Below are 24,503 nucleotides of genomic sequence, written 5' to 3'. Positions count from 1 at the left end.
AGGCGGGCGTCTAACCCACGCCCAGATACGCCGATTTCACCGCGGGATCGGTGAGCAGTTCCGCGCCGCGACCGGTTTTGGTGACCTCACCGGTCTCCATGATGTAGGCGCGGTCGCTGCGGGCCAGCGCCTGCTGGGCGTTCTGCTCCACCAGCAGCACCGTGGTGCCCTGCTGGTTGATCTCGCTGATGATCCGGAAGATCTGCTGGATCACCATGGGCGCCAGGCCCATCGACGGCTCGTCGAGCAGCAGCAGCCGCGGCCGTGCCATCAGCGCGCGGGCGATGGCGAGCATCTGCTGCTCACCGCCGGAGAGCGTGCCGCCCACCTGCTTGCGCCGCTCGAGCAGCCGGGGAAACAGTTCGAACACCCACTCCAGCGTCCGGTCGTACTCGGCCTTCTGCTTGAAACCCCTTCCATAGCAACCCATGTCGAGGTTCTCCTGCACCGTCATACCGGGGAACACGCCCCGGCCCTCCGGCGCCTGGATCAGCCCGTGTGTCACCCGCTCGTGCGCCTTCATCCGGGTGATGTCGCGGCCCTCGAACATGATCCGGCCACGGGTCAGCGGCAGCAGCCCGGACATCGCGCGCATCGACGTCGTCTTGCCCGCGCCGTTGGCGCCGAGCAGGGTGACCAGCTCGCCCTCGGCCACGCTCAGCGAGATCCCGTGCAGCGCCTGGATCCTGCCGTAGTTGACGACCATGTTCTCGACTTCGAGCAGCGGGGCTCCCCGACCGGCGCCCGCGGGCTCGCGCGTCGCCTCGGGCACCGGCTCGGTGACCGCCGTCTTGCCGAGCGGCACGGCCGCGGGCTCCGGATCCGACGTGGACTCGTCTTCGCCGTCTGCTGTTGCGGGAGAACCGGATTCGCCAACCTCGGTATCCGGCACGCCGAGGTACGCGGCGATCACGGCGGGGTTGTCGCGGATGTCCGCGGGCAGCCCGTCGGCGATCTTGCGGCCGAACTCGAGCACCACGATCCGGTCGGTCACCCCCATGACCAGCCGCATGTCGTGCTCGATCAGCAGCACGGTGAACCCGTCGTCGCGGATCTTGCGGATCAGATCCATGAGCGCGGACTTCTCACTCGGATTGAACCCGGCCGCGGGCTCGTCCAGACACAGCAGCTTCGGCTCGGTGGCCAGTGCGCGGGCGATCTCCAGGCGGCGCTGGTCGCCGTAGGACAGATTGCGCGCCTTCTCCACCGCGCGCGGGGCGATGCCGACGAACTCCAGCAGCGCCATGCCGCGCTCGATGGCGTCGCGTTCCTCACGCCGATGCCGCGGCGTGCGGAACACCGCGCCGGGCACCGAGGTCCGGTGCCGTGCGTCGGTGCCGACCACGACGTTCTCCAAGGCGGTCATCTCGCCGAAGAGCCGCACGTTCTGGAACGTGCGCGCGATGCCGAGGCGGGTGATCGCGTTGCGCTTGGTCTTGGTCAGTGGCTTGCCGTCGAAGTACACCAGCCCGGAGGCGGGCTGGTAGACACCGGTGATCGCGTTGAAGCAGGTGGTCTTGCCCGCGCCGTTGGGCCCGATGAGACCGAGGATCTCGCCGCGGCGGATCTCGAAACTCACCTGGTCCAGGGCGGTGAGACCGCCGAACCGCACCGTCAGGCCCTCGGTGCGCAGCAGCGGCTCGCCCACCGCGGTCTCGATATCGCGATGCGGCGCGACGACTTCCGCGACGGTCTCGGCGTCGGCGAGGTCCGGGATCACCTGGGTGACGTCGACCGTGCCCGCCGACTCCGGCTGCGGTTCGGCCACGTAACCCGCGGCCATGTCCTCGTTGTCGAACAGCGCGTCGCCCGCGCCCGGCCCGGTCATCGTCCCGCTCCGATCGGCTCGGCGGCGACCGGTCTGCGCACGGCCAGATACACCTGCCTGCCGTAGGTGAGCAGCTTCTGGCGCACCGGGAAAAGACCCTGCGGACGCAAGATCATCATCACCACCAACGCGATACCGAAATACAGATATTTGAGGTCGCCCAGTGACTGCGCGCCGCCCTTGCGGAACAGCAGCACGCTGCCGAGCAACAGCAGCGCCAGCACGCCGGTCACCACCATGCCGGTGATCACCCCGCGCCGTGGCCAGACGCTCAGCCTGCCTGCCCACAACCGCCAGGCGACGATCAGCGCGACGAACACCGCGACATCGATCGCCAGCAGGACATACCCGGTCGACTCGTTGCCGACCAGGTTCACCGACTGCAGCCGCGCGGGCAGGTAGGCGATGACGAACGCGCCGAAGATCACTCCGAGTTTGTTGCCCTGCCCGCCGATGACCACCGCACACAGGAACAGCATCGAGTTGATGATGTTGAAGCCGGTGGGGTTGATGAACTGCACCTGCCCGGCGTAGATCGCGCCGGACATGCCGCCGACCGCGGCGCCGATCATGAAGGCCCACAGCTTGAACTTGAACGTGGGCACGCCCATGATCTCGGCCGCGTCCTCGTCCTCGCGGATGGCCACCCAGGCGCGGCCGACCCTGCTGCGCTCCAGATTGCCGACCACCAGCAGCACCACGACCACCAGCGCCATGCCGAACCAATACCAGTAGGTGCCGTAGCTCGCGCGGTCGAGGAGGTTGACGCTGTCGGGATCGCCGCTGTTGCCGCCGGAGAACACGCCCTCCGGTTTGCTCGCGGATTCGCCGACGTGCGGGTAGGCCACACCCGACAGGCCGAGGCTGCCGTTGGTGATCTCGGTGAGGTTCTCGGCGAGCAGGCGCACGATCTCACCGAAGCCGAGGGTCACGATCGCCAGATAGTCGCCGCGCAGCCGCAGCGTCGGCGAACCGAGGATCAGGCCGGATACCGCGGTCACCGCCACCGCGATCGGCAGGCAGGCCAGCCATGCCCACTTCGGATCGAGCCAGCCGCCGTCGGTCTGGTTCCACGGGCTGTTGGGGCTGGTGAGCAGGCCGACGGTGTAGGCGCCGACCGCGTAGAAACCGACGTAGCCCAGATCGAGCAGACCCGCCTGCCCGACCACCACATTGAGGCCGATGGCCAGCAGCGCGTACATCGCGACCTGCGCCATCACCAGGCCGAAGTTGTAGGAGGGGGTGTTCAGCAGCGGCGGCGGGAACAGCGGCAGCAGCGCGAGCAGCAGAAGGATCGGGACGCCGACACCCCACTGCGCGGGCCTGCTCAGGCCGTCCCACCAGGTGCGGATCGCATCGCCGAGGCCGCGGCGCGCGGTGTCCGGCGCGGACGCCGTCTTGGTCGTGTCGGTCATGCGCGCGCCCTTCCGAGACTCTCGCCGAGGATGCCGGTCGGGCGAACCATCAGCACCAGGACCAGCACCACGAACGCGACCACGTCGCGCCACTCGGTGCCGAAGAGGATCTGGCCGTATTGCTCCACCACACCGAGCAGCAGGCCGCCGAGCAGCGCACCGCGCAGATTGCCGATACCGCCCAGCACCGCGGCGCTGAACGCCTTGATGCCGAGCACGAACCCGCCGGAGTAGATGATCCCGTTCGGGATCTTCAGCGTGAACAGCATCGCCGCCGCGCCCGCGAGCACGCCGCCGATGAGGAAGGTCAGCATGATGACCCGTTCGCGCGAGACGCCCATCAGCGTCGCGGTGTCCGGGTCCTGGGCCACGGCCCGGATGCCGCGGCCGAACTTCGTCCGGTTGATCAGCACCTCGGTGGCGATCGCCAGCACCACCGCCGCCGCGACGATCAGCAGCATGATGTTGGTGACGTCCGCACCGCCGAAACTGAACTGAATGGTCGGCTCGACCAGCCGGATCGGCTGCTGAGCGTTGGTGCCACCGAGATCGGGGCGCAGCTTCGGCAACACGAAGTGCACCAGCTCCTGCAGCACGAACGACATGCCGATCGCCGTGATCAGGAAGGCCAGCGGTTTCGCGCCCCGTTTGCGCAGGGGCCGGTAGGCCACCCGCTCCAATCCGACGGCCGCGCCGCCGGATACCAGCATGCCCACGATCATCGCCAAGCCCAGATAGACGACGGTGAGCACCACGCCCTGGGTGTACACGTCCGGACTCGCGACGAATCCGAAGATCATCAAACCGACCAATTGCCCGAACAGCCCGAGCATGAAAATTTCCGAATGGGCGAAATTGATCAGCCGCAATACGCCGTAGACCAAGGTGTAGCCCACGGCGACCAACGCGTAGATGGCGCCGTATGTCACGCCGTCGACGGTCAGCCGCCAGAAACTGTCGGCCAACCCCTCGTAGTTGAAGTCGATCGAACCGGCAGCGAGTTCAATCGCACCGGCCGATAGCGTTTGTTTCATTGATTTCTGCCCCTCATCCTTTCGCCCACCGAACAACGGCACGTACGGGGATTCGGATGAACCCCCGTACGTGCCGTTCGCCCGGGTTCCGGGACTACTTGACCTCGTACACCCAGATCAGCGCGTTCGTCAGCTCGCCGTTCGGGTTCCACTTGTACTGACGCGCGAGGCCGGCACCGTCGTACGTCCGTACATAGTCGAGCAGGTCGGGGCGGGTGACCTTACCGCCGTCGATGCCCTTGGCCAGGATCGTGGTCAGGTCGTACGCCTCGACGGAGTAGACACCGGGCGCCTGGCCGTTGAGCGCCTCGTAGTCCGCGGCGAACTTCTCCGGGGCGGGACCGCACGGGCACGACAGCTTCGCGCCCTTGGCGGCGCTGCCCGCCTGGGCGACGAACTGCGGGTCGTTGGTGCCGTCGGCGGAGACGAAGACCGCCTTCACCCCACCGGACTTCAACTGCTGGGCCAGCGGCGCGCCCTCGGAGTAGTAGCCGGAGTAGAAGATGGCGTCGGGATTCGCGGCCGCCACCTTGGTGACCGTCGCGGAGAAGTCCTTGTCGCCCTTCTTGATGCTGGCGGCGCACGCCGGGTCGGCGGCGGCGCCGAGGCCCTCGGTGATCGACTTCGCCAGGCCGGTGCCGTAGTCGGTGTTGTCCTGGATGACGCAGACCTTCTTGTAGCCCGCACCGTTGACCAGGTACTTCGCCACCGAGGGCCCTTGTACGTCGTCGTTGGCGAGACCGCGGAAGAAGGTGGTCCAACCGTTCTGGGTCAGCGTGGCGTTGGTCGCCGAGGAGGTGACCGAGACCAGGCCCGCATCGCTGAGGATCTTGCCGGTCGCCTTCGTCTCGCCGGAGAAGGCGGGACCGACCAGCCCGATGATCGAGCGGTCGTTGACGATCTGCGGGATCACCTGGGTGGCCTTCTGCGGGTCACCCTCGGTGTCGAACTGCTTCAGCTCGATCTTGCAGCCCGGGTTGGCCTTGTTGTGCTTGTCCAGGGCGAGTTTGACGCCGTTGACGATGTTGATGCCGAGCGCGGCGTCGGGGCCGGTCAGCGCACCCGCCATCGCGATGGCCGTTCCGGGCGCGCAGGTCGCCTTGCCGTCACCCGCGGGGTCGGCCGCCGCGGCCGCGTCCGCCTTGGGCACTTCCTTGCCCTGCTGGTCGACCTGGAGAAGCGGCTGGATGGACAGGCCGCCCGCGCCGTTGGTGCCCGAGGAATCCGAACCGCTGCTGGTGGATTTGTCGCTACAACCGGTCAGCACCAGCGCGGCGGCGGCGCCGACGGCCAGAACAGCTCGCGTCGAGCGACTGCGCCATGTCGAACTAAGCACGTTTCACCTCATCTAAGTTCTGTGCTCCCCCGGGGTCGCCGAGGAGGCCGAGACATCAGCCCGGTCAGAACATAGCGTCGGTACGTTAGTTCCGCATCACATTCGGATCATGCGCGCGACATCGTTTCGAATTCTTCTTCACCGCGACGTTTCGACTGCGTAAATTCTCCCGCCGCGCGCACGGTCACTTCGGTGTCAGGTTCTCCAAGACGACCTCGGCGACCGCCTTCATCGTGGTGCGGCGGTCCATTGCGGTGCGCTGAATCCACTTGAACGCCTGCGGCTCCGAAAGGCCCTGCGTCTGCATCAGAACACCCTTGGCACGCTCGACCAGCTTGCGCGTCTCGAGCCGCTCGGCGAGATTCGCGACCTCGCTCTCCAGCGCGGTGATCTCGTGGAAGCGGCTGGCCGCCAATTCGATGGCGGGCACCAGATCCGATTTCGTGAACGGCTTCACCAGGTAGGCCATCGCGCCCGCGTCGCGCGCCCGTTCCACCAGATCGCGCTGACTGAACGCGGTCAGGATGACCACCGGGGCAACGCGTTTCGACGCGATCTCGGCCGCCGCGTCGATGCCGTCGCGGCGCGGCATCTTCACATCCATGATGACCAGATCCGGCCGGTGCTCCACCGCGAGATCCACCGCCTGCTGGCCGTCACCCGCCTCGCCGACCACCTGATAGCCCTCTTCGGTCAGCATCTCGACCAGATCCATGCGAATGAGCGCCTCGTCTTCGGCGACGACGACCCGCTTCGCCCCGGCGTCCCGCTTGGTGCCGGTGCCCCCAGCTGCTGTGCTCATAGGTAGACCCCTCTGGTTCCGATGCCCTGTCCCGACCCAACCGAAAGAAAGCCGCGCTCGCACCGGGCGACCATCGGCCATCCATCGGGCTGTCGAGTGATGTAAAGAGTACCTTTCACTTCGACATAGAACGCATATACCCTGCGCAAACCGCGCCCTCGCGCCGCGAAGGGCAACCCATTCGCGCTCACGCCACCCGACCCGCTATAGTTGCCACCCGGTGCGCCGAGTTGGCGGAACTGGCAGACGCGACGGTCTCAAAAACCGTTGTCCGAAAGGACGTGTGGGTTCGAGTCCCACACTCGGCACCACGGTGGAGCGCAGGCTCCGCGCCGCACCTCGCGCAGGGCGATCGCCCACCGATTCCGGCACCGGCGGCAGTGGCCGGAAACCCACCCGGCGGCAGCGCATGGCGTCCGCGAGCGTCGGCTCCCCGCGCGTCGACGGCAGACCGATTCCTCGCTCCGAGAAATGGGAGCCGTTCCGGCACGCTGGAGCGGCCGCGCGAGCTTTCGCGGAACACAACTCGGCACCACACGAATGCCCTTCCGCACGCTTCGAGACTTCAGTGGGCGACCTCCGCGGTGTTAGAATTTGCTCAAAGTTTGCGGCCAAGTCGTCATCGACTCACCCCACGCGGGAGAGGAATTGTCGGATGGATGGGACGGAAGTAACAGTCGCAATTCTGGCAGGTCCCATAACGGCCGGCCTGGTAGCAGCGATAGGCATATCGGAGCAGCGCCGGGCGGCTCGCGACCTGGAGGCACGCCGGAACAAGTTGGTCAGCTCGGCTCACGACCAGCTCGCTGCCGTACAAATATGGGAATCGATCAAGGGCGCCAACGGCAGCGATTCCCCTGAATTCTCGAAAAAAGCGGAGTCGATAATATCAACTGCGTTGGAATCACTCCTCCAAGCGCAAGCGATGCACCAGCCGCAGATGGTTCGCCAGCGCAACAAGGTCAGTGAGATGTGGTTGATCGGCAGCATCGACACGGCGGGCGGAAGAATGCTGCGGGGGCTTTACTACCTCGTATTCGCCTGGATGATCTCGGTTTTCGCGCTGGGCGTTCTCGCTGCCGGATTTCCGCCCTACGAAAATGTTCTCGGCACCTTGCTCGGCGTTCTCGTCATCGGAATTGTCACCGGCCTGTTCCCGGCTTTCTTCCTGAGGTGGGCGGCACTGTCCTACGATCGTCATCGAAAACTGGCCTCCTCGAACAGAAGTGGCGAGCGCGGGAGGCGGCCCCGTACTCCGATGCAACCTCCACCTCCTGTGCATCAGCGGCCGCCGAGTCCCCCCGCCGGGTGGCACCCGCCGCCGATGCCGGATCCGGGTGGAGTCCGTCGCTGAAACAGGTGGTATCTCGGCAGCAGCCGATTTTCTGGATTCCACGCGTCTGGCCCGCGGATCGGTGGATCGCTTCGCACCGTCGCTTCGAGCCCGCTCGCGGGGCCCGGTGCCTCGGTTGGAGCGCGGCTCCGTCGGCTCGTATGCCGGCGGTGGGTGATCGGCGACGCGGCGCCGAGGTCACGAGTAACCGGAGTTCCGTTTTCATCGAACCGATACGGTCGGTGGATCGTTGTCCATGTGGCGGCATCGACGGCCGGGCGGTGAGGTATGCGATGCGAGTGAACAGGACCACTGTGGATCTGTCCGGGTATCCGGATCTGGTGGTCATCTACATCGGCATGCGGGTGCGGCGGCCGAGGGGGATGCTGCGGCTGCTCGGGCTGGGGCCCAAACTCTATCGCTCGCACAAAGATCGGCCGGACGGGTTGTTGCTGCACGAAGACGTCGTGTGGGCGCTGTTGCCGCCGCACTGGGGCGCGCGGCAGTACTGGCGCGATCTGGACAGCCTCGAAGCGTGGACCCGGACGGCGCCACACCGGGACTGGTGGCAGAAGTTCCTGCGCGACTCCGGGGGCACCGGGTTCTGGCACGAGGCCTACTTCGCCCGCGGCGGCATCGACGCGATGTACGACGACATGGACCCGGCGACGGGACTGGCACGGTTCGCGCCCGTCGTCGCCTCACGTGGGCACCGGTTCTCCACCCGCGGCCGAGTCGAGGGCAGTCCGTCCGAGGTCGAACCGGTCGTGCCCGAATCCATCTACTACAGCGACGAATCCGAGTAGGCCGCGCCGGCTGTCATATCACAAGGAAATCACAAAGCAGCGTTTGAGCGCGTGAGCCCGGGGGTACAGCCATGAATAGAATCGCACCACACCGCTCTTCGGAGTGACGCACGTCGCAGGCCGGTGGCCGAAAACGGCGCGCTTCGTGTACGGCGCGCTACGGGCAGATGAATATGTTGTTCCCACATGTGGGACCAACGACTTGGGACCGTCTGGTAGCCTCCCTGCCGTTTATCGTGTTCTGTATGCACGTCCTGTTCGTCTGCAACGGCAATGTTTGTCGGTCGGTGATCGCCGAGCGGCTCACTCGCGCCCTCGCGGTCGAACACGATCTCCCCTATCTCACCGCCGAAAGCGCCGGCACCCGCGCCTTGGTCGGATTTCCGGTCGAGCCGCTCGCCGCGCAGACCATCACCGGGCTCGGCGCGGACGCGAGCAACTTCCGGGCCCGTCGCCTGAAGCCGGAGATGATCGATAAGGCCGACCTGGTCCTCACGATGACCGAGCAGATTCGCGAGCACGCGATCGACTCGGCCTTCGGCGCGGGCGCGCGCACCTTCACGCTGCTGGAGGCCCACCGCATCGCGCACGTCACCGGCGCGCGTACGGTCGCCGAATTGCACCGCGCGCGCAACGACCTGTCGCTGGTCGGCCGGGAGAACATCGCCGACCCGGTGGGGCTGTCCGCCCAGGCTTTCTGCGACGTCGGCGATCGTATCGCCGAGGCGCTCGTACCGCTGCTGCTGGCGCTCGCCCCGCACGAGCAGCCGCGCTGGCCACACGACGAGCGCCGGGGACTGGTGATCCGCCCGGGTGGCGCGCCTGCGCCGCTGGCGACCTTCCTCGCCGCCCAGCGCACCCGGTGACCGCCGCGGCGACGACCGCACCGGGCAAGGCGCCCGGATAGACCGCGTATCAACCTGTTACCACGCGGCTGTGTCCTTTTCCCTCCCCGACGCACTAAACTCCCGCCGGACACCATTCTCCGCCGTTGCTGCGTCGACACAGGACAGGAATCAGACATGCCGAAACGCATTTCGGATGTTTCGCTCCATGTTTATGTGACACCGGAAATACTCGAACGCGTCGTCGACACCGTGCGCGAGGTGGTCGACGACCACCTCGCCGACCGTGACGTTTTCGCCTGGCGCTTCACCTTGCCGGTCGACGCCGACGACCCGGCCCACCTGGCGCTCGAGAGCGGCTGCCGCGCGGATCCGCCCGGCGGAATTCCCGGCAACCGCGGCACCTACGAAATCGCGCTCAGCCTGGTCGGTGCACCGGATCAGCTGACCGGCGCCCACATGGCCGCATTGGAACACGAACTGCTGCACGCCGTCTCGGGGCTGGCGCGAACCGAGCCGGGAGGCGGGATCCCGGTCTCGATCCGCGCATCGCAACGCACCGACGTCGACCTGGACATCGATCGCGACCGCGAACTGCTCTAGTTCTAGCGCCGCGGCGGGAAGTGGCGGATGAGTCCCTCTTGCACCGTGGTGGCCAGCAGATCGCCGCTGCGGGAGTAGAAGCGGCCGGTCGCGAGGCCACGAGAGCCCGCGGCTACCGGCGACTCGGTGCAGTACAGCGCCCACTCGTCGAAACGGAACGGGCGGTGGAACCAGATCGAGTGGTTGACCGTGGCCGCGACGATGCGGTCCAGACCCCACGACAGCCCGTGGGTGGTGATGATCGAGTCCAGCACCGTGGTGTCGGACGAATAACCCAGCGTCGCCACATGGATCAGCGGGTCGTCGGGCAACCTGCCGTCCGCGCGCATCCACACGCGGTTGTGGTTGAGCCGCTCCCCGGTGCCCTTGAGAATCCAGGCCGGATCGTTGGTGTAGCGCATATCGATCGGATGCGGCGCCTTGACGAACATCTCCAGCTTGTCCTCCAAGCCTTCGAAGCTCTCCTCCACCCGCGGCAACGTCTCCGGATCCGGTACGTCCGGCTGAGCGTGCGCGTGCTCGAGCCCCGTGCCCCAATCCTGGAACGCGGCGAGCATCACGAACAGCTCCTGGCCGTCCTGGCTGGCGGTCACCGTGCGGTTGGCGAACGCGCGACCGTCGCGATGCCGATCCACCCGGTACTCGATCGGCTTCTTCACATCGCCGCCGCGCACGAAATGCGCGTTGACGGCGTGCACCGGACGGTCACCGACCGTCCGGCCCGCCGCGATGATGGCCTGCGAGACGAGCTGACCGCCGAAGGTCCGGCTCCATACCTTCTCCGGGTGCTGGCCGACGAAGACATCCTCGTCCATCTGCTCGAGATCGAGCAGGCCAAGCAGCACATCCAGGTCGGAGCGCGGCGCGTGCGGATCCGCGATGTCGACGGGGCTGCTCAGGGAAGCACTCACTAGTGGTCCTCCTCACCGATTCGGTGAACGTGGATCAGGTTGGTGGAACCGACGGTACCGGGCGGCGACCCGGCGACGATGACCACCAGGTCACCCTTCTGGTATCGGTCCATCGACAGAAGTGCTACATCCACCTGGTGGATCATGGCGTCGGTGCTGTCGACCGTGGGCACGATGAAGGTCTCGGTGCCCCAGGTCAGCGCCAGCTGACTGCGCACCTCCGGCAGCGGCGTGAACGCCAGCAGCGGCAGCGGAGTGTGCAGCCGGGCCAGGCGGCGCACCGTGTCGCCCGACTGGGTGAACGCGACCAGCGCCTTGGCGTTGAGCCGCTCGCCGATGTCACGGGCGGCGTAGGAGATCACACCACGCTTGGTGCGCGGCACGTGGGTCAGCGGCGGCACCCTGGTCGATTCGGTTTCCACCGCGTGCACGATGCGCGCCATCGTGCGCACCGTCTCGATCGGGTACTTGCCCACCGAGGTCTCGCCCGACAGCATCACCGCGTCGGCGCCGTCGAGCACCGCGTTCGCCACGTCCGAGGCCTCGGCGCGGGTGGGGCGGGAGTTCTCGATCATCGATTCCAGCATCTGCGTGGCGACGATGACCGGCTTGGCGTTCTCCCGGGCCATCTGGATGGCGCGCTTCTGCACGATCGGCACCTGCTCGAGCGGCAGTTCGACACCGAGGTCGCCGCGCGCGACCATCACCGCGTCGAAGGCCAGCACCACGGCCTCCAGGTTGTCGATCGCCTCCGGCTTCTCCAGCTTGCCGATCACCGGCACCCGGCGGCCCACCCGGTCCATCACGTCGTGCACCAGCTCGACGTCGGACGGGGACCGCACGAACGACAGCGCGATGAAGTCCACCCCGAGCTTCAGCGCGAATTCCAGGTCCTCGATGTCCTTCTCCGACAGCGCGGGCACCGACACGTCCATGCCCGGCAGCGAGACGCCTTTGTTGTTGGAGACCGGGCCGCCCTCGGTGACCCGGCAGACCACGTCGTTACCGTCGACGCGGGTGACGGTGAGGCCCACCTTGCCGTCGTCGACCAGCAAGCGGTCGCCGGCCTTGGCGTCCTGCGCCAGCTCCTTGTAGGTGGTGGACACGCGGTCGTGGGTCCCGTCGACGTCGTCGACGGTGATGCGGACCTCTTCGCCCGTCGCCCAGACGGTTCTGCCTTCCAGGAAGCGTCCCAGGCGGATCTTGGGACCCTGCAGGTCGGCGAGAATGCCGACCGCCCGGCCGAGGTGGTCGGCCGCCTGACGCACCTTCTTGTAGTTCTCGGCATGGTCGCTGTGCTCGCCGTGGCTGAAGTTCAGCCGAGCCACGTCCATGCCGCTCTCGACGAGTTCGCGGATACGGTCCTCGGTGGCAGTGGCCGGGCCGAGCGTGCACACAATCTTCGTCCGTCGCATCACGAGTAGAGCCTAGTCCCGCTCGGTGGGCAGGTCCTGCCGTGGCCACGGTGAAACCTTGGTGAAAAATATGAACGACAGCCACGCGGCAGGTACAAACGGATACTCATCGGGCGACATGACGGGCCAACCTCGTTTCCAGCCGGGTCTGCCCGAACCCGAGGATCAGGCAGATCACCCAGTAGTACAGCGCCGCGACCCCGTAGAGCGCGAAGAAATCGAACGTCGGCGCGGCGGCGAGCTGGGCGACGCGCAGCAGCTCGGTCACCAGGATGGTCGAGGCCAGCGAGGTGTCCTTGACCAGGGAGATCAGCGTATTCGACAGCGGCGGTACGGCGATGCGCGCGGCCTGCGGCAGGATGATCTGCCGCAGCGTCAAGGGATACGACATGCCGAGCGCCTGCGCCGCCTCCCATTGCCCCGCCGCGACGCTCAGGATGGCGGCCCGCACCACTTCGGCCGCGTAGCCGCCGACGTTGAGACTGAACGCGATGACCGCCGCGGGAAACGGATCGATCACGATGCCGAACTGCGGCAGCGCGTAGAACACGATGAACAACTGCACCAGCAGCGGTGTGCCGCGAATGATCGAGATGTAACAGCGGGCCGCCGCCGACAGCGGCCACACCGGCGACATCCTGGCCAGCGCGACGAACAGCGCGAGCGCCAGGCCGACGGCGAAGCTGATCGCGGTGAGCGGCAGGGTCTTGGTGAGGGTGGCCTGCAGCATCGGCCACAGGTTGTGCCAGATGAGATTCCGGGTGGCGGCGTCCATGAACGATGTCGGCTACTGGCTGACGTCGGTCCCGAAATACTTCTGGGAGATCTTCGCCAGCGTGCCGTCGGCGCGCAGCTGGTTCAGCGCGTTGTCCACGTCGGTGATCAGCGCGTCGCCCTTGCGCCCCGCGAACGCCTGCTTGCTCACCGATCCGGTCCGGGCGGCGATCTTCACACTGGTGTCACCGGTCTTCGCGGTGTACTCCGCGACGGCCAGGTTGTCGTTGACGGTGGCGTCCACGCGGCCGTTCTTCAGCAGCTGGATGGCCTGCACGAAGCCCTCCACGGCCTCGACTTTCGCACCCGCGTCGGTGGCGACCTTGCTCCAGTTGCTGGTGGCCGACTGCGCGCAGGTCTTCCCGGCGAGGTCGGCAAGCCCGGTGACGGCGTTGTTGTCGGCGCGGGTGACGATCACGCCCGCCGAGGTGGTGTAGGGCGCCGACAGCGCGTATTTCGCCGTGCGCTCGTCGTTCACGGTCACCTGATTCGCCACCAGATCGAAGCGCTTGGACTCCAGGCCTGCGAAGATGGCGTCCCACGGCGTCTGCACGAATTCGACCTTCTTGCCGAGTTTGTCGCCGACCGCACGGATCACCTCGACGTCGTAGCCGGTGAGCTTGCCGTCGGAGCCCTGGTAACTGAACGGGGTGTAGGTGCCCTCGGTACCGACCTTCAGCACGTTCGGGTCGCTCCCGCCGCACGCGGTCAGCCCGGTGGCGGCAAGGATGGCCAGCACGGCGGCGGCGAACAACTTACGGCGCACGGAATCCCTCTCTTCGGTGCGTGGCGTTCCACACACGGCACGCGAATCCGGTCATGCTACGCCCGGACCGCCGCGAGCGACAGTATCGCGATCATGGTGCGCGCAAGGGTTGCGCAGGGCTGTCACCCGCGTCGACCGGGAGGCGGGCACCCCGCTCCCGCCTGCCGGTTCCGCCGAGATCAGTCGCGCAGCGGGCGGCCGTTGCTGTCGGGCACCTTGCCGGTGAGCATGAGGACGCCGTCGACGATGCCCCAGATCCAGCCGACGGTGAAACAGGTGAGGATGCCGACGACCAGCTGAGCCACGCCGAGGCCGGTGTATCCGAGGTAGAAGCGGCCGACGCCGAAACTGCCCAGGAAGATTTGCAGGAGCCCCGCGACGAGCTTCTGCTTGTCCGACAGCGGTACGCCGAAAGGGTCACGGCCCCAGGGCGCCTCCGGGTCGTTGGGGTTGTAGCCCTGCGGCCCGACCGGGTAGGGGACGCCCGGGTAGCCCATTTGCTGTTGACCATAGGGATCGACGGGCTGGCCGTACTGGGGCTGACCGTAGGGGTCCGATGGCGCGCTGTACTGCGGCTGGCCGTAGGGGTCCGACGGGGCGCTGTACTGCGGCTGGTTCTGCGCGTCCAGCCGCTTGGTCAGATCGGGACCGGTGCCGGGCGGGCCGTACTGCGGGCCACCGGTTTCCGGATTCTGCTGGTAAGGGTCGGTCACTCAGGTCCTCCTCGGTCGTGCGGGCACCCTCTGGTCGGCCCCCGGTCCTGCTGAATCGCCGAACTGCCGTTTCGCGACGATCACGAGCCATTGTCACGGGGATCGACCTGGTTGTCGCCCTGGTGGCATTCGGCCCCGCGCACAGTTATCGCGACGGATCGCCCGAACGTTGCCGCCGCGGCGATTCCGTGCCGACGGTGCCGGGTCGAGTCGAGAACCGTACCCTTCGGCTCCCGGCTGTACCGGGTGATCAGTTCTTGTCCGAGTTCGACTTTCCCGAATCGGCCTTCTCCGAGGCGGTCCGGGAAGCCTCGCCGGTCTCGCCCGCCTGCTGCCCGCCCGGCTCCGCCGAGCCGGACTCGGCCTCGGACACCGCGCTCTCGGAGGTCGGTGCATCGATGCCGGTCGTGGATTCGCTGGTCGGCGCGGACTTTCCGGGCGCCGCCCCGGCCTCGCGCAGGGCGCGGATCTGCCACGGCCACGGCCGCGGGCTCGCGCCGGGTTGCAGCTGCTCGGGCGTTTCGCGGCCCTTCGTCGCGAACACGAAGTAGGCGATCGCGGCGAGGAATACGACGGCGGAGGTGAACGAGTTGATCCGGATGCCCGCGATCTTCGTCGCCTCGTCGGCGCGCATCAGTTCGATGAAGAACCGGCCGAAGCAGTAGCCGGCGACGTACAGCGCGAACAGGCGGCCGTGCCCGATCCGGAAACGCTTGTCCACGTACACCAACAGCACGACGACGAGCACGTTCCACAGCAGTTCGTACAGGAAGGTGGGATGCACGATCTTGTCGACCACGCCGGTGGAGGCGCCGTTCATCATGTCGAGCCTGCCGTCGTCGCCCACCCGCCGGTAGATCTCCAGGCCCCAGGGCAGGTCGGTCTCGCGGCCGTACAGTTCCTGGTTGAAGTAGTTGCCGACCCTGCCGATGGCCTGGGCGAGCAGGATCGGCGGGGCGACCGCGTCGCCGAGGGCGGGCAACGGGATCCGGTACACCCGGCAGCCGATCCACGCCCCGATGCCGCCGAGCAGCACCGCGCCCCAGATGCCGAGCCCGCCTTGATAGATCTTCAGCGCGTCGACCGGATTGCCGTCCGCGCCGAAGTACTTCTGCCAATCGGTGGCCACGTGGTAGAGCCTGCCGCCGACCAGACCGAACGGCACCGCGAACATCGCGACGTCCAGGATCGCGCCGGGCTGCCCGCCGCGTGCGCGCCAGCGTCGTTCGCCCCACCAGATCGCGACGACGATGCCGAGGATGATGCACAGGGCGTAGGCCCGCAGCGGGAACGGGCCGAGCTGCCACACGCCCCGCGCGGGGCTGGGGATGTAGGCCAGCAGGGCGCCGCTGACGCCGCCGTCGGCCAGGACACTGTCTGCGAGGACTCGTAACGTCACGGGGTCACCGTAGCGGAGAAGCTCGGCCGCCACGCCACCACCGCACCGCCCTTGTCGTGGTGAGGCGCGCCATCGCGTCGCCCCGCCCATCGGTAGCGCCGCGAGATCCCCGTGGTTGCGGCGGGCGCGGCCGAGCGCGCTCCCGTGACTCGCATGTCCTTCGACGGGAATCGCGCCATCCGTAGCACCGGCTCGTCCGCGTCAGGTCCGCCGGACGGGATCGCCGGTCTCGTGTCACAGCGGCGGGGCCGGGCCGATTTCGCCGCCCGGCCGAACCGCCTTCCTAGGACGCCACGGTGGCCGAGCGAACGCCTTCGGCGAGTTCCGCCGTCAATGCCCGGACGGCATCGAGACCCTGTCCCGCCGCGCTCACCAGCGCCGAGCCGACGATCACGCCATCGGCGAAGGACGCGATCTCGGCGGCCTGCTCGCCCGAGCGGACGCCGAGCCCGACGCCGATCGGGATGTCGGAGTGCGTCCGGATCCGCGCGCACAGGGCGGGCGCGGCCGAGGACACCACGTCCCGGGCGCCGGTGACGCCCATGGTCGAGGCCGCGTAGACGAAGCCGCGGCTGGCCTCGAGCGTTTTCACCAGGCGCTCCTCGGTGGACGACGGCGCGACCAGGAAGATGCGGTCCAGGTTGTGCGTGGACGAGGCGACGAACCAGTCGTCGGCCTCCTCCGGAATCAGGTTCGGGGTGATGATGCCCGCACCGCCCGCGGCGGCCAGATCCCGCGCGAAGCGATCCACGCCGTACTTGAGCACAGGGTTCCAGTAGCTCATCACGACGGCCTTGCCGCCCGCGCCGGTGATCGCCTCGACCACCGTGAACACGTCGCGCACCCGTACGCCGCCGCGCAACGCCTGCTCGGCGGCGGCCTGGATGGTCGGGCCGTCCATCACCGGATCGGAGTAGGCGACGCCGACCTCGATGATGTCGCATCCGGCGTCGACCATGGCGCGCACGACCTCGATCGAACCGGCGAGATCGGGGTAGCCGGCGGGCAGGTAGCCGATCAGCGCCGCGCGACCTTCGGCGCGGCAGGCGGCGAAGGTGTTCGCCAAGCGGGACTGCTGGCTCACCGGCCCTCCTCCTTCGGCTCGTCGTCGAACAGCCCGAACCACCGTGCTGCCGTGTCCATGTCCTTGTCACCGCGGCCCGAGAGGTTCACCAGGATGACCGCGCCGGGGCCGAGTTCCTTGCCCAGTTGCAGCGCGCCTGCCACCGCGTGCGCCGACTCGATCGCGGGGATGATGCCCTCGGTGCGGCTGAGCAGCAGCAGCGCGTCCATCGCCTCGGTGTCGGTGATCGGCCGGTACTCGGCGCGGCCCACGTCCTTGAGGTAGGCGTGCTCCGGGCCGACACCCGGATAGTCCAGGCCTGCCGAGATCGAATGCGACTCGATGGTCTGGCCGTCCTCGTCCTGCAGCAGATACGAGTAGGCGCCCTGGAACGCTCCCGGCGTGCCGCCGGTGAAGGTGGCCGCGTGCCTGCCGGTGTCGACGCCGTCACCGGCCGCTTCGTAGCCGATCAGCCGGACGTCGGCGTCGTCGAGGAACGCGTGGAAGATTCCGATGGCATTGGATCCGCCGCCGACGCAGGCGACGACCGCGTCGGGCAGCCCGCCGGTGGCGGCCTGCACCTGGGCGCGAGCCTCCATGCCGATGATGCGCTGGAAATCGCGCACCAGCATCGGGAACGGGTGCGGGCCCGCGGCGGTGCCGAAGCAGTAGTAGGTGTCGTCGGCGTTGGTCACCCAGTCGCGCAGCGCCTCGTTGATGGCGTCCTTGAGGGTCTGCGAACCGGAGGTCACCGAGATCACCTCGGCGCCGAGCAGGCGCATGCGCGCCACGTTCAGCGCCTGGCGGGCGGTGTCGACCGCGCCCATGTAGACGACGCAGTCCAAGCCGAGCAGCGCGCAGGCGGTCGCCGTGGCGACGCCGTGCTGGCCGGCGCCGGTCTCCGCGATCACCCTGGTCTTGCCCATCCGCTTGGCGAGCAGCGCCTGGCCGAGCACGTTGTTGATCTTGTGCGAGCCGGTGTGGTTCAGGTCTTCGCGCTTGAGCAGGATGCGAGCGCCGCCCGCGTGCTCCGCCAGCCGCGTGCACTCGAACACCGGCGACGGGCGGCCGGTGTAGTCACGCTGCAACCGGTCCAGCTCGTTGAGGAAGGACTCGTCGATCCGGGACTTCTCGTATTCGGCGGTCACCTCCTCGATGACGGCCATCAGGGCCTCGGGGACGTGCCTGCCGCCGTAGACGCCGAAGTGCCCGCCCACATCGGGCTCGTGGCCGCTGCGCTGGGCGACGCCGTCACTGGCCTGTGGTACCGCTGCCACGCCGGTCACCGGCCCCGCCGTGCCGGCTTCGGGCAGGACGGGTGGGTGCCCGCGGTCACCAGTTCCGAGACCGCCGCGCGGGGGTCGCCACTGGTCACCAAGCCCTCGCCGACGAGAACGGCGTCCGCGCCCGCACCCGCGTAGGCCAGCAGGTCGGCGGTGCCGCGGATGCCGGATTCGGCGATCCGGATGACCTCGGTGGGCAGTCCGGGCGCGATCCGCGCGAACACGTCGCGGTCGACCTCGAGCGTCTTGAGGTTGCGGGCGTTCACACCGATCACCGACGCGCCCGCTTCCAGCGCGCGGTCGGCCTCCTCCTCGGTGTGCACCTCGACCAGCGCGGTCATGCCGAGCGACTCGGTGCGGTCGATCAGGGAGGACAGCACGTCCTGCTCCAGTGCCGCGACGATCAGCAGAATGACGTCCGCGCCGTGCGCGCGCGCCTCGTGGATCTGATAGGGGCCGACGACGAAGTCCTTGCGCAGGATCGGGATGTTCACCGTGGCGCGGACCGCGTCCAGGTCGTCGAGCGACCCGTTGAAGCGGCGGCCCTCGGTGAGCACGCTGATGATCCGCGCGCCGCCGTCCTCGTAGGACTTGGCCAGGCTCGCCGGGTCCGGGATGTCCGCCAGCTCGCCCTTGGACGGGCTTGCCCGCTTGACCTCGGCGATCACGCCGATGCCGTCCTCGAGCAGCGCCGCGCGGGCGTCCAGCGGCGCGGGCGCGGCCGCGGCGGCCGCCTTGACCGCCTGGAAATCGAGAAGGGCTTCCCGAGCGGCCACATCCGCGCGGACCCCGTCGAGAATCGAGTCGAGTACCGTCATCTGGCTCGAATCCTTTCTGGGGAGACGGACTTGCTACCTGAGAATCCCCCCAGGCGCTGTCTCACCGATGCTGACAAAGAATAAATGGACCTACCGGGCGCGGATGCGCCGGGGCTCGGGTTCAACCATGCGGAAGGGCTCCGCGCAAGGTGGTACCCGCCACACCCGCCGTGCGGGAACAGCTCAGCGGCCACGTCGGTCCGCCTCACCGTGCTCCGGGTCCGCCGGACCCGGCGGCCCGGCAGCGGGCTCGTCGGTCGGGTCGGTCCCGGCGTCCAGCGCGTCCCACAGCACGCGCTCGGACAGCTGGGGCGAGGACACATCGTCCGGGGATTGCGCGCGCCGTTGCGCGACCTCCGCGGTGGCGTCGGCGCGCCGGAAGACCGGGTTGTCGTACTTGCCGGACATCCGTGCCGCCTCGGCGGGCATCCGGGCCAGCAGCGCGCCCGCGCCGAACGCGGCGAGCGCGCCGAGCAGCGCGAGCACGGCCGGGAACGCCGACGTGGTCGCCGTTTCCACTTGGGCGCGCGCCGGGAGCTCGGCGAGTGTCGCGGCCCGTTCGGTGATCTTGCCGGAATCGGTCAGCAGCGCGAACGCGGGCACCGCGGCCACCGCCGCGACCAACGCGATCAGCACGCCGACCACGCGCCGCAGCCAGCCCTTGGTGGCCAGCACGGCCGCGATCGACGCGAGCAGCACCAGCGCCAGCGGCGTGAGCGCGCCGAACCACACCCCGCCGTCGAGATGATCGGTGCGGGGCTGGGTGAGGCCGTCGGAAGAGCTGACCGTCACCCAGGTCATCCGGGACGACGCCCACAGCGCGGCGGCGGCGACGGCGAGCAGCGCGACCGGGGCCACAGGGTATCTCCGGCGCGACTCGCTTCCCGTGTCCGCCGGCTCGGTGCGTGCGGCGGAATCCGGTGCGGCTGGACCGGCTTCCGGCCCGCCGGTCTCCGGGGCGGACTCCCGCGCCGGGCCGGGTTCGTCTTCGGGATGGGCAGCTGTCATAGCGATCCGCCGTCCGCCGCATCCGGCTCCGGCTCCGTGCCGTAGGCCCGCACCGTTCCGGCCGCCGCGACCGCCTTCAACACCGCCATCGCCTTGTTGCGCGACTCCACGTCCTCGTATTCCGGATTCGAGTCCGCGACCACGCCCGCGCCCGCCTGCACGTAGGCCGTGCCGTCCTTCAGCAGCGCTGTGCGGATGGCGATGGCGGTATCGGCGTCACCGGCGAAGTCCAGGTACCCGACGACGCCGCCGTAGACGCCGCGCCGGGTCGGTTCGAGTTCCTCGATCAGTTCCATCGCGCGCACCTTGGGCGCACCGGACAGGGTGCCCGCCGGGAAGCACGCCCGCACCGCGTCCAGCGCGATCCGGCCGGGCGCCAACCGGCCCGACACCGTGGACACCAGGTGCATGACATGGCTGTAGCGCTCGATGTGCCGGTACTCGGTGACCCGCACGGTGCCCGGCTCGCACACCCGGCCCAGGTCGTTGCGGCCGAGGTCGACGAGCATGAGGTGCTCGGCGTTCTCCTTCTCGTCGGCGAGCAGGCCCTTCTCCAGCAGCAGGTCCTCCTCCTCGGTGCCGCCCCGCCAGCGGGTGCCCGCAATCGGATGGGTCGTCGCCACACCGTCTTTCACGGTGACCAGCGATTCCGGGCTGGAGCCGACGATGGAGAACGCGGTGCCGCCATGGCCGTCCGGGATGTGCAGCAGATACATGTACGGGCTGGGATTGGACGCGCGCAGCATCCGGTACAGGTCGATCGGCGACCCGTCGTAGTCCATCTCGAAACGCTGGGACAGCACCACCTGGAACGCCTCGCCCGCCTCGATCTCCTTGACCAGGCGGCGCACGCCCGCGCCGAACTCCTCGGTGGTGCGCCTGCGCCGGTACCGCGGCTCGGGCTGGTCGAAGACCGACACGGTGGATTCGGCGGGCGCGCCGAGCGCGGCGGTCATCCGGTCCAGCCGGGCCACCGCGTCGTCGTAGGCCTCGTCGACGCGCTCGGCGGTGCCGTTCCAGTTGACCGCGTTGGCGATCAGCGTGATGGCGCCCTCGTGGTGGTCGAACGCGGCCAGGTCGGTGGCGAGCAGCAGGACCATCTCCGGCAGCCGCAAGTCGTCCAGCGCCAGGCTGGGCAGCCGCTCGATCCGGCGCACCGCGTCGTAGCCGAGGTACCCGACCATGCCGCCGGTCAGCGGCGGCAGTCCTGGCAAGCGCTCGGTGCGCAGCAGTTCCAGCGTCTCGCGCAGCGCGACCAGCGGATCGCCGCCGGAGGGCGCGTCGGCCGGGACGCTGCCGAGCCAGGCCGCCTCGCCGTCCACCACGGTCAGCGCCGACGGGCTCCCCGCGCCGATGAACGACCAGCGCGACCACGACCGGCCGTTCTCCGCGGACTCGAACAAGAAGGTGCCCGCCCGGTCGGCCGCGAGTTTGCGGTAGGCCGACAGCGGAGTCTCGGAGTCCGCCAAGACCTTTCGGGTCACCGGGACCACCCGGTGCTCCGCGGCCAGTTGATGGAACTGTTCGCGGGTCGTGGTGGTGGGAGTGGACGCGCCTGGCATGCACTCATCATCCCAGGCCGGGCCGATCGACCGGTGAGCGGTGCCGGTGACACGGGGCCGGACGCGACAAACGCGACAAATCAGGTCGACCGTCCGGTTCTCACGCGGCCGCCGGAGGTGTGGCGGCGCTCACTACACTCGCGGCGTTCCACGTCGCATGCGGTATCCATCTCGAGAGGAGACAACTGATGTACCCCTCGCAATCGGTAGCGCCCGAGGGTCCTCGGCACATCCCGAACCACAGCGTCCCGCGCCCGCACGCCCCGCGCCCAGGGGCCACCGGCCAGCCCGCCTACCCCCAGGGTGCTCCGAGCAACGCGCTCGCATCCTTCGTCACCTACGTCAAAGCACTGGAGTCCCTGGACAAGAATCGTTTTCCCGACGAATACGCCGTCCACAGCCACCGCATCAAAGAGCTTCGGCCGTTCCTGCGAGCCCACGGCATCCTCGATGTGATGGCGATCAAGAACCCTGAGGTGGCGGCGCTCATCGGCGCGTAGCCGGCACACCCACGGCTCGTGCCCGGCCACCGGCGCGACGATCGGAGCGCGGGCGGCGCCTCGACGGGCACGAGCAACGGAGCGTGGTTTCCCGACCGCCGCCGCCGGAGAGCGGGATACCCGATACGACCAAGCGCCCGGTAGGCTTTCCCACTATGCAGCAAGGACAGCTCGCCCCCGCTTTCGAGCTTCCCGATCAGTCCGGCACCCCCCGCTCGCTCGACGCGCTGCTGGCGGACGGCCCCCTGGTCCTCTTCTTCTATCCCGCCGCCAATACGCCCGTGTGCACGGCCGAGGCCTGTCACTTCCGTGACCTCGCCGCCGAGTTCGCCGCGCTCGGCGCCACCTGCGTCGGCATCAGCACCGACAACGTGGACACCCAGGCCGGCTTCGCCGACAAGCAGCGCCTCGGTTATCCGTTGCTCTCCGACGCCGACGGCGCCGTCGCCGCCGAGTTCGGCGTGAAGCGCGGCCTGCTCGGCAAACTCGCGCCGGTGAAGCGGCAAACGTTCGTCATCGACACGGACCGCACCATTCGCAAGGTCATCACCGGCGAGTTGCGCGCCGCGGTGCACGCCGACGAAGCCCTGAACTACCTGCGCACCAAGTAGTCCGCGCGGCGCGCCGCAGCCGCTGCAGGGCGGCGGTGCGGCCTAGGCTGGATCCATGACTTCGACCGAGGTCCAGCCCGGCGAGGGCAAACCCACCGCAGCCGTCTGGCGCACCCGGATCATCGGTGGCGCCGTGCTGCTGGCCGTCCTCGTCGTTCTCTACTTCATCCTGTCCGCGTTCATCCCGCGCTGGTGGGCGCAGCGGGTGGGATCGATGGTGCACGGCAGTTTCGCCAAGGGCATCGGCTGGGGCCTGTTCTTCGGCGGGATCTGCACCATCGTCACCCTTTTCCTGCTGCTGTTCGCCGTGCTGGTGTGGCGGCGCAAGGCAGGCAAGTTTCTCGCCGGTGCGGCCGGGGTCGTCGCCATCCTGTTCGCGCTGCCCAACCTGATGACGCTGACCATCGTGCTCGGCAACAGCAGCGCCGCCCACGCGGGCGAACGGATCCTGGATGTCGACGCGCCCGCCTTCCGTGGCGCCGCGCTCACCGGTGCCGTCGTCGCGGCACTGCTGCTCCTGCTCGCGGTAGCGCTGTTGCTGCTGCGCCGGTGGCGGCGCACGCATCCGCGCCGACCGAAGACCGAGCAGACGCCCTCGAGCGGCGTGTGAGTGAACTCACGTCATGCAGCATCTTTATGACGGTCGAGCGAAGTCGTGGCAAACTCGTTGTCGCGGGTGACTGTGCACAAGCTTCTCGACAATCACTAGGACAACGAACAAAACCACGTCACTTGGCTTGAAAGAAGGCACACAGTGACGAAGTGGCTCGACCCGGTCGAACAACGCGCTTGGCGTGCGATCGTGGCGCTGATGACGCGACTGCCAGGGGCTCTGGACACCCAGCTCCAGCGCGAGTCCGGCGTGACGCATTTCGAGTACTGGGTACTGACCCTGTTGTCGGAGGAACCGGGCCACCGATTGCAGATGAGTGAGCTTGCCCACAAGGCAAATGCATCGCTATCGCGCTTGTCACACGTGGTTTCCAAGCTGGAGCGGATGGGCTGGGCACAACGCTCGGCGACCGCGGGACGGCGCGGCGTGCACGCCGTGCTCACCGACGACGGGTACCTGAAGGTCGTCGAGGCCGCGCCCGGATATCTGGCGGCCGTGCGGCACCTGGTCTTCGACGGCCTGGACGACGCGCAGAAGGCCCAGGTCGCCGAACTGGGCGAACTGCTGGCCGAGCGGCTCGTCGACGCGCTCGACCAACTCGACCAGCTCGGCGGACTCACCCCGGCGACGGACGACCAACGCCAGAACGGCGGCTAGCCCGGCGCCTGCTCAGGATCGCGGGGCCAGGAGCACATCCGAGTCGAAGCAGGTGTGCGTGCCGGTGTGGCAGGCCGCCCCCGCTTGATCGACGACCAACAGGATCGTGTCGCCGTCACAGTCGAGCCGCACTTCGTGCACGTACTGGGTGTGGCCGGAAGTCTCCCCTTTGACCCAGTACTGCTGACGGGAGCGCGAATAGTACGTCGCCTTACGGGTTTCCAGCGTGCGCGCCAGCGCCTCGTCGTCCATCCACGCGACCATCAGCACGTCACCGGTGGCGCGTTCCTGCGCGACGGCCGAGACCAGCCCGGCGTCGTTGCGCTTGAGACGGGCGGCGATAGCGGGATCGAGACTCATGGCACCGTTATAACAGGGGCGCCGTGGCGCGCAGTACCCGGTCAGTGC

At 68.3% G+C, this 24,503-nt stretch carries 25 protein-coding genes, 1 tRNA gene and 1 pseudogene; 9 read left to right on the top strand and 18 right to left on the bottom strand.

Annotated elements, in window-relative coordinates:
• Nucleotides 1-10: 10 nt before the first annotated feature.
• The 6 genes and pseudogenes from ABZ803_RS23170 to ABZ803_RS23145 all read right to left on the bottom strand — a co-directional run bounded on the left by ABZ803_RS23170 (nucleotide 11) and on the right by ABZ803_RS23145 (nucleotide 6,415).
• Complete coding sequence (locus ABZ803_RS23170; RefSeq protein ID WP_245548902.1) at nucleotides 11-706, bottom strand: ABC transporter ATP-binding protein; 696 nt, start codon at nucleotides 704-706, stop codon at nucleotides 11-13.
• A gap of 168 nt (nucleotides 707-874) precedes the next feature.
• Nucleotides 875-1,828, bottom strand: a pseudogene (locus tag ABZ803_RS23165) (ABC transporter ATP-binding protein); the annotation flags it as partial.
• Complete coding sequence (locus tag ABZ803_RS23160; protein ID WP_357041703.1) at nucleotides 1,825-3,243, bottom strand: branched-chain amino acid ABC transporter permease; 1,419 nt, start codon at nucleotides 3,241-3,243, stop codon at nucleotides 1,825-1,827. The pseudogene ABZ803_RS23165 and the gene ABZ803_RS23160, both read right to left, overlap by 4 nt.
• The gene (locus ABZ803_RS23155) at nucleotides 3,240-4,277 is read right to left on the bottom strand and encodes a branched-chain amino acid ABC transporter permease (protein WP_357041700.1); all 1,038 of its coding nucleotides are present in this window, start codon (nucleotides 4,275-4,277) and stop codon (nucleotides 3,240-3,242) included. Before ABZ803_RS23155 ends, ABZ803_RS23160 begins: the two co-directional genes overlap by 4 nt.
• Nucleotides 4,278-4,371: 94 nt before the next feature.
• Entirely contained in the window at nucleotides 4,372-5,571 is a 1,200-nt protein-coding gene (locus ABZ803_RS23150; RefSeq protein WP_357042021.1) for a branched-chain amino acid ABC transporter substrate-binding protein, read from the bottom strand.
• A 226-nt stretch (nucleotides 5,572-5,797) separates the two neighbouring features.
• Nucleotides 5,798-6,415 carry an ANTAR domain-containing response regulator gene (locus ABZ803_RS23145; protein WP_040866041.1) on the bottom strand — a complete coding sequence of 206 codons (618 nt, stop codon included), beginning with the start codon at nucleotides 6,413-6,415 and terminating at the stop codon, nucleotides 5,798-5,800.
• Nucleotides 6,416-6,639: 224 nt separating this feature from the next.
• Between ABZ803_RS23145 and ABZ803_RS23140 the strand changes: the two genes are divergently transcribed.
• The 5 genes from ABZ803_RS23140 to ABZ803_RS23120 all read left to right on the top strand — a co-directional run bounded on the left by ABZ803_RS23140 (nucleotide 6,640) and on the right by ABZ803_RS23120 (nucleotide 10,002).
• Nucleotides 6,640-6,726, top strand: a tRNA-Leu gene (locus tag ABZ803_RS23140).
• Nucleotides 6,727-7,070: 344 nt separating this feature from the next.
• The gene (locus tag ABZ803_RS23135) at nucleotides 7,071-7,769 is read left to right on the top strand and encodes a hypothetical protein (RefSeq protein ID WP_357041697.1); all 699 of its coding nucleotides are present in this window, start codon (nucleotides 7,071-7,073) and stop codon (nucleotides 7,767-7,769) included.
• A gap of 272 nt (nucleotides 7,770-8,041) precedes the next feature.
• Nucleotides 8,042-8,554, top strand: coding sequence for a DUF4188 domain-containing protein (locus ABZ803_RS23130; RefSeq protein WP_357041694.1), 513 nt, complete (start codon nucleotides 8,042-8,044; stop codon nucleotides 8,552-8,554).
• 245 nt (nucleotides 8,555-8,799) lie between these two features.
• Entirely contained in the window at nucleotides 8,800-9,420 is a 621-nt protein-coding gene (locus tag ABZ803_RS23125) for a low molecular weight phosphatase family protein (protein ID WP_357041691.1), read from the top strand.
• A gap of 156 nt (nucleotides 9,421-9,576) precedes the next feature.
• Complete coding sequence (locus ABZ803_RS23120; RefSeq protein WP_357041688.1) at nucleotides 9,577-10,002, top strand: hypothetical protein; 426 nt, start codon at nucleotides 9,577-9,579, stop codon at nucleotides 10,000-10,002.
• A 2-nt stretch (nucleotides 10,003-10,004) separates the two neighbouring features.
• On the opposite strand, the gene ABZ803_RS23115 is transcribed toward ABZ803_RS23120, so the two are convergent.
• The 11 genes from ABZ803_RS23115 to ABZ803_RS23065 form a co-directional block, all read right to left on the bottom strand.
• Nucleotides 10,005-10,817: an acyl-CoA thioesterase II gene (locus ABZ803_RS23115; RefSeq protein WP_357042018.1), complete on the bottom strand. Its 813-nt coding sequence runs from the start codon at nucleotides 10,815-10,817 to the stop codon at nucleotides 10,005-10,007.
• Between the two features lie 95 nt (nucleotides 10,818-10,912).
• Nucleotides 10,913-12,331: a pyruvate kinase gene (gene pyk, locus ABZ803_RS23110; protein ID WP_174371804.1), complete on the bottom strand. Its 1,419-nt coding sequence runs from the start codon at nucleotides 12,329-12,331 to the stop codon at nucleotides 10,913-10,915.
• A gap of 103 nt (nucleotides 12,332-12,434) precedes the next feature.
• Complete coding sequence (locus ABZ803_RS23105; protein ID WP_357041684.1) at nucleotides 12,435-13,103, bottom strand: amino acid ABC transporter permease; 669 nt, start codon at nucleotides 13,101-13,103, stop codon at nucleotides 12,435-12,437.
• 12 nt (nucleotides 13,104-13,115) lie between these two features.
• A complete protein-coding gene (locus tag ABZ803_RS23100) occupies nucleotides 13,116-13,868 on the bottom strand; it encodes an amino acid ABC transporter substrate-binding protein (protein WP_357041681.1) in 753 nt (250 codons plus the stop codon).
• 179 nt (nucleotides 13,869-14,047) lie between these two features.
• Nucleotides 14,048-14,581: an NINE protein gene (locus ABZ803_RS23095; RefSeq protein WP_357041678.1), complete on the bottom strand. Its 534-nt coding sequence runs from the start codon at nucleotides 14,579-14,581 to the stop codon at nucleotides 14,048-14,050.
• 250 nt (nucleotides 14,582-14,831) lie between these two features.
• Nucleotides 14,832-15,980, bottom strand: a complete 1,149-nt coding sequence (gene lgt / locus ABZ803_RS23090; protein ID WP_357041674.1) for a prolipoprotein diacylglyceryl transferase — start codon at nucleotides 15,978-15,980, stop codon at nucleotides 14,832-14,834.
• 283 nt (nucleotides 15,981-16,263) lie between these two features.
• Nucleotides 16,264-17,064 carry a tryptophan synthase subunit alpha gene (gene trpA / locus ABZ803_RS23085; RefSeq protein ID WP_357041671.1) on the bottom strand — a complete coding sequence of 267 codons (801 nt, stop codon included), beginning with the start codon at nucleotides 17,062-17,064 and terminating at the stop codon, nucleotides 16,264-16,266.
• A complete protein-coding gene (gene trpB, locus ABZ803_RS23080; protein ID WP_357041668.1) occupies nucleotides 17,061-18,329 on the bottom strand; it encodes a tryptophan synthase subunit beta in 1,269 nt (422 codons plus the stop codon). The genes trpA and trpB overlap by 4 nt, the downstream gene beginning before the upstream one ends.
• Complete coding sequence (trpC, locus tag ABZ803_RS23075) at nucleotides 18,326-19,144, bottom strand: indole-3-glycerol phosphate synthase TrpC (RefSeq protein WP_062970871.1); 819 nt, start codon at nucleotides 19,142-19,144, stop codon at nucleotides 18,326-18,328. The genes trpB and trpC overlap by 4 nt, the downstream gene beginning before the upstream one ends.
• Nucleotides 19,145-19,327: 183 nt before the next feature.
• A complete protein-coding gene (locus ABZ803_RS23070; protein WP_357041664.1) occupies nucleotides 19,328-20,152 on the bottom strand; it encodes a TIGR02234 family membrane protein in 825 nt (274 codons plus the stop codon).
• Nucleotides 20,149-21,714 (bottom strand): anthranilate synthase component I, encoded by a 1,566-nt coding sequence (locus tag ABZ803_RS23065; RefSeq protein ID WP_357041661.1) that lies wholly within the window; start codon nucleotides 21,712-21,714, stop codon nucleotides 20,149-20,151. The genes ABZ803_RS23070 and ABZ803_RS23065 overlap by 4 nt, the downstream gene beginning before the upstream one ends.
• A gap of 188 nt (nucleotides 21,715-21,902) precedes the next feature.
• Here ABZ803_RS23065 and ABZ803_RS23060 point away from each other — a divergent pair, with 188 nt between their 5' ends.
• The 4 genes from ABZ803_RS23060 to ABZ803_RS23045 all read left to right on the top strand — a co-directional run bounded on the left by ABZ803_RS23060 (nucleotide 21,903) and on the right by ABZ803_RS23045 (nucleotide 24,095).
• Nucleotides 21,903-22,214, top strand: a complete 312-nt coding sequence (locus ABZ803_RS23060; RefSeq protein ID WP_357041658.1) for a hypothetical protein — start codon at nucleotides 21,903-21,905, stop codon at nucleotides 22,212-22,214.
• Nucleotides 22,215-22,369: 155 nt separating this feature from the next.
• Complete coding sequence (locus ABZ803_RS23055) at nucleotides 22,370-22,825, top strand: peroxiredoxin (RefSeq protein ID WP_357041656.1); 456 nt, start codon at nucleotides 22,370-22,372, stop codon at nucleotides 22,823-22,825.
• Between the two features lie 55 nt (nucleotides 22,826-22,880).
• A complete protein-coding gene (locus ABZ803_RS23050; protein WP_357041653.1) occupies nucleotides 22,881-23,435 on the top strand; it encodes a permease in 555 nt (184 codons plus the stop codon).
• A gap of 201 nt (nucleotides 23,436-23,636) precedes the next feature.
• Nucleotides 23,637-24,095, top strand: a complete 459-nt coding sequence (locus ABZ803_RS23045; protein ID WP_357042015.1) for a MarR family transcriptional regulator — start codon at nucleotides 23,637-23,639, stop codon at nucleotides 24,093-24,095.
• 12 nt (nucleotides 24,096-24,107) lie between these two features.
• Here the strand turns inward: ABZ803_RS23045 and hisI are convergent, their stop codons facing one another.
• Complete coding sequence (gene hisI, locus ABZ803_RS23040) at nucleotides 24,108-24,455, bottom strand: phosphoribosyl-AMP cyclohydrolase (RefSeq protein ID WP_357041650.1); 348 nt, start codon at nucleotides 24,453-24,455, stop codon at nucleotides 24,108-24,110.
• Nucleotides 24,456-24,503 lie beyond the last annotated feature (48 nt).

Source organism: Nocardia sp. NPDC047648 (assembly GCF_040642815.1).
GTDB classification, from domain to species: Bacteria; Actinomycetota; Actinomycetes; order Mycobacteriales; family Mycobacteriaceae; genus Nocardia; species Nocardia gamkensis.
Note: the sequence above shows the minus strand (reverse complement) of the source record. Positions and strands in the feature narration are given on the sequence as shown.

What these genes read in the sequence shown, in the direction of transcription:
- ABZ803_RS23170 (WP_245548902.1), bottom strand. Translation starts at nt 706, where the DNA reads ATGGTCGTCAACTACGGCAGGATCCAGGCGCTGCACGGGATCTCGCTG.
- ABZ803_RS23160 (WP_357041703.1), bottom strand. Translation starts at nt 3,243, where the DNA reads ATGACCGACACGACCAAGACGGCGTCCGCGCCGGACACCGCGCGCCGC.
- ABZ803_RS23155 (WP_357041700.1), bottom strand. Translation starts at nt 4,277, where the DNA reads ATGAAACAAACGCTATCGGCCGGTGCGATTGAACTCGCTGCCGGTTCG.
- ABZ803_RS23145 (WP_040866041.1), bottom strand. Translation starts at nt 6,415, where the DNA reads ATGAGCACAGCAGCTGGGGGCACCGGCACCAAGCGGGACGCCGGGGCG.
- ABZ803_RS23135 (WP_357041697.1), top strand. Translation starts at nt 7,071, where the DNA reads ATGGATGGGACGGAAGTAACAGTCGCAATTCTGGCAGGTCCCATAACG.
- ABZ803_RS23130 (WP_357041694.1), top strand. Translation starts at nt 8,042, where the DNA reads ATGCGAGTGAACAGGACCACTGTGGATCTGTCCGGGTATCCGGATCTG.
- ABZ803_RS23125 (WP_357041691.1), top strand. Translation starts at nt 8,800, where the DNA reads ATGCACGTCCTGTTCGTCTGCAACGGCAATGTTTGTCGGTCGGTGATC.
- ABZ803_RS23120 (WP_357041688.1), top strand. Translation starts at nt 9,577, where the DNA reads ATGCCGAAACGCATTTCGGATGTTTCGCTCCATGTTTATGTGACACCG.
- ABZ803_RS23115 (WP_357042018.1), bottom strand. Translation starts at nt 10,817, where the DNA reads ATGGACGAGGATGTCTTCGTCGGCCAGCACCCGGAGAAGGTATGGAGC.
- ABZ803_RS23105 (WP_357041684.1), bottom strand. Translation starts at nt 13,103, where the DNA reads ATGGACGCCGCCACCCGGAATCTCATCTGGCACAACCTGTGGCCGATG.
- trpC (WP_062970871.1), bottom strand. Translation starts at nt 19,144, where the DNA reads ATGACGGTACTCGACTCGATTCTCGACGGGGTCCGCGCGGATGTGGCC.
- ABZ803_RS23070 (WP_357041664.1), bottom strand. Translation starts at nt 20,152, where the DNA reads ATGACAGCTGCCCATCCCGAAGACGAACCCGGCCCGGCGCGGGAGTCC.
- ABZ803_RS23065 (WP_357041661.1), bottom strand. Translation starts at nt 21,714, where the DNA reads ATGCCAGGCGCGTCCACTCCCACCACCACGACCCGCGAACAGTTCCAT.
- ABZ803_RS23060 (WP_357041658.1), top strand. Translation starts at nt 21,903, where the DNA reads ATGTACCCCTCGCAATCGGTAGCGCCCGAGGGTCCTCGGCACATCCCG.
- ABZ803_RS23055 (WP_357041656.1), top strand. Translation starts at nt 22,370, where the DNA reads ATGCAGCAAGGACAGCTCGCCCCCGCTTTCGAGCTTCCCGATCAGTCC.
- ABZ803_RS23050 (WP_357041653.1), top strand. Translation starts at nt 22,881, where the DNA reads ATGACTTCGACCGAGGTCCAGCCCGGCGAGGGCAAACCCACCGCAGCC.
- ABZ803_RS23045 (WP_357042015.1), top strand. Translation starts at nt 23,637, where the DNA reads ATGACGCGACTGCCAGGGGCTCTGGACACCCAGCTCCAGCGCGAGTCC.
- hisI (WP_357041650.1), bottom strand. Translation starts at nt 24,455, where the DNA reads ATGAGTCTCGATCCCGCTATCGCCGCCCGTCTCAAGCGCAACGACGCC.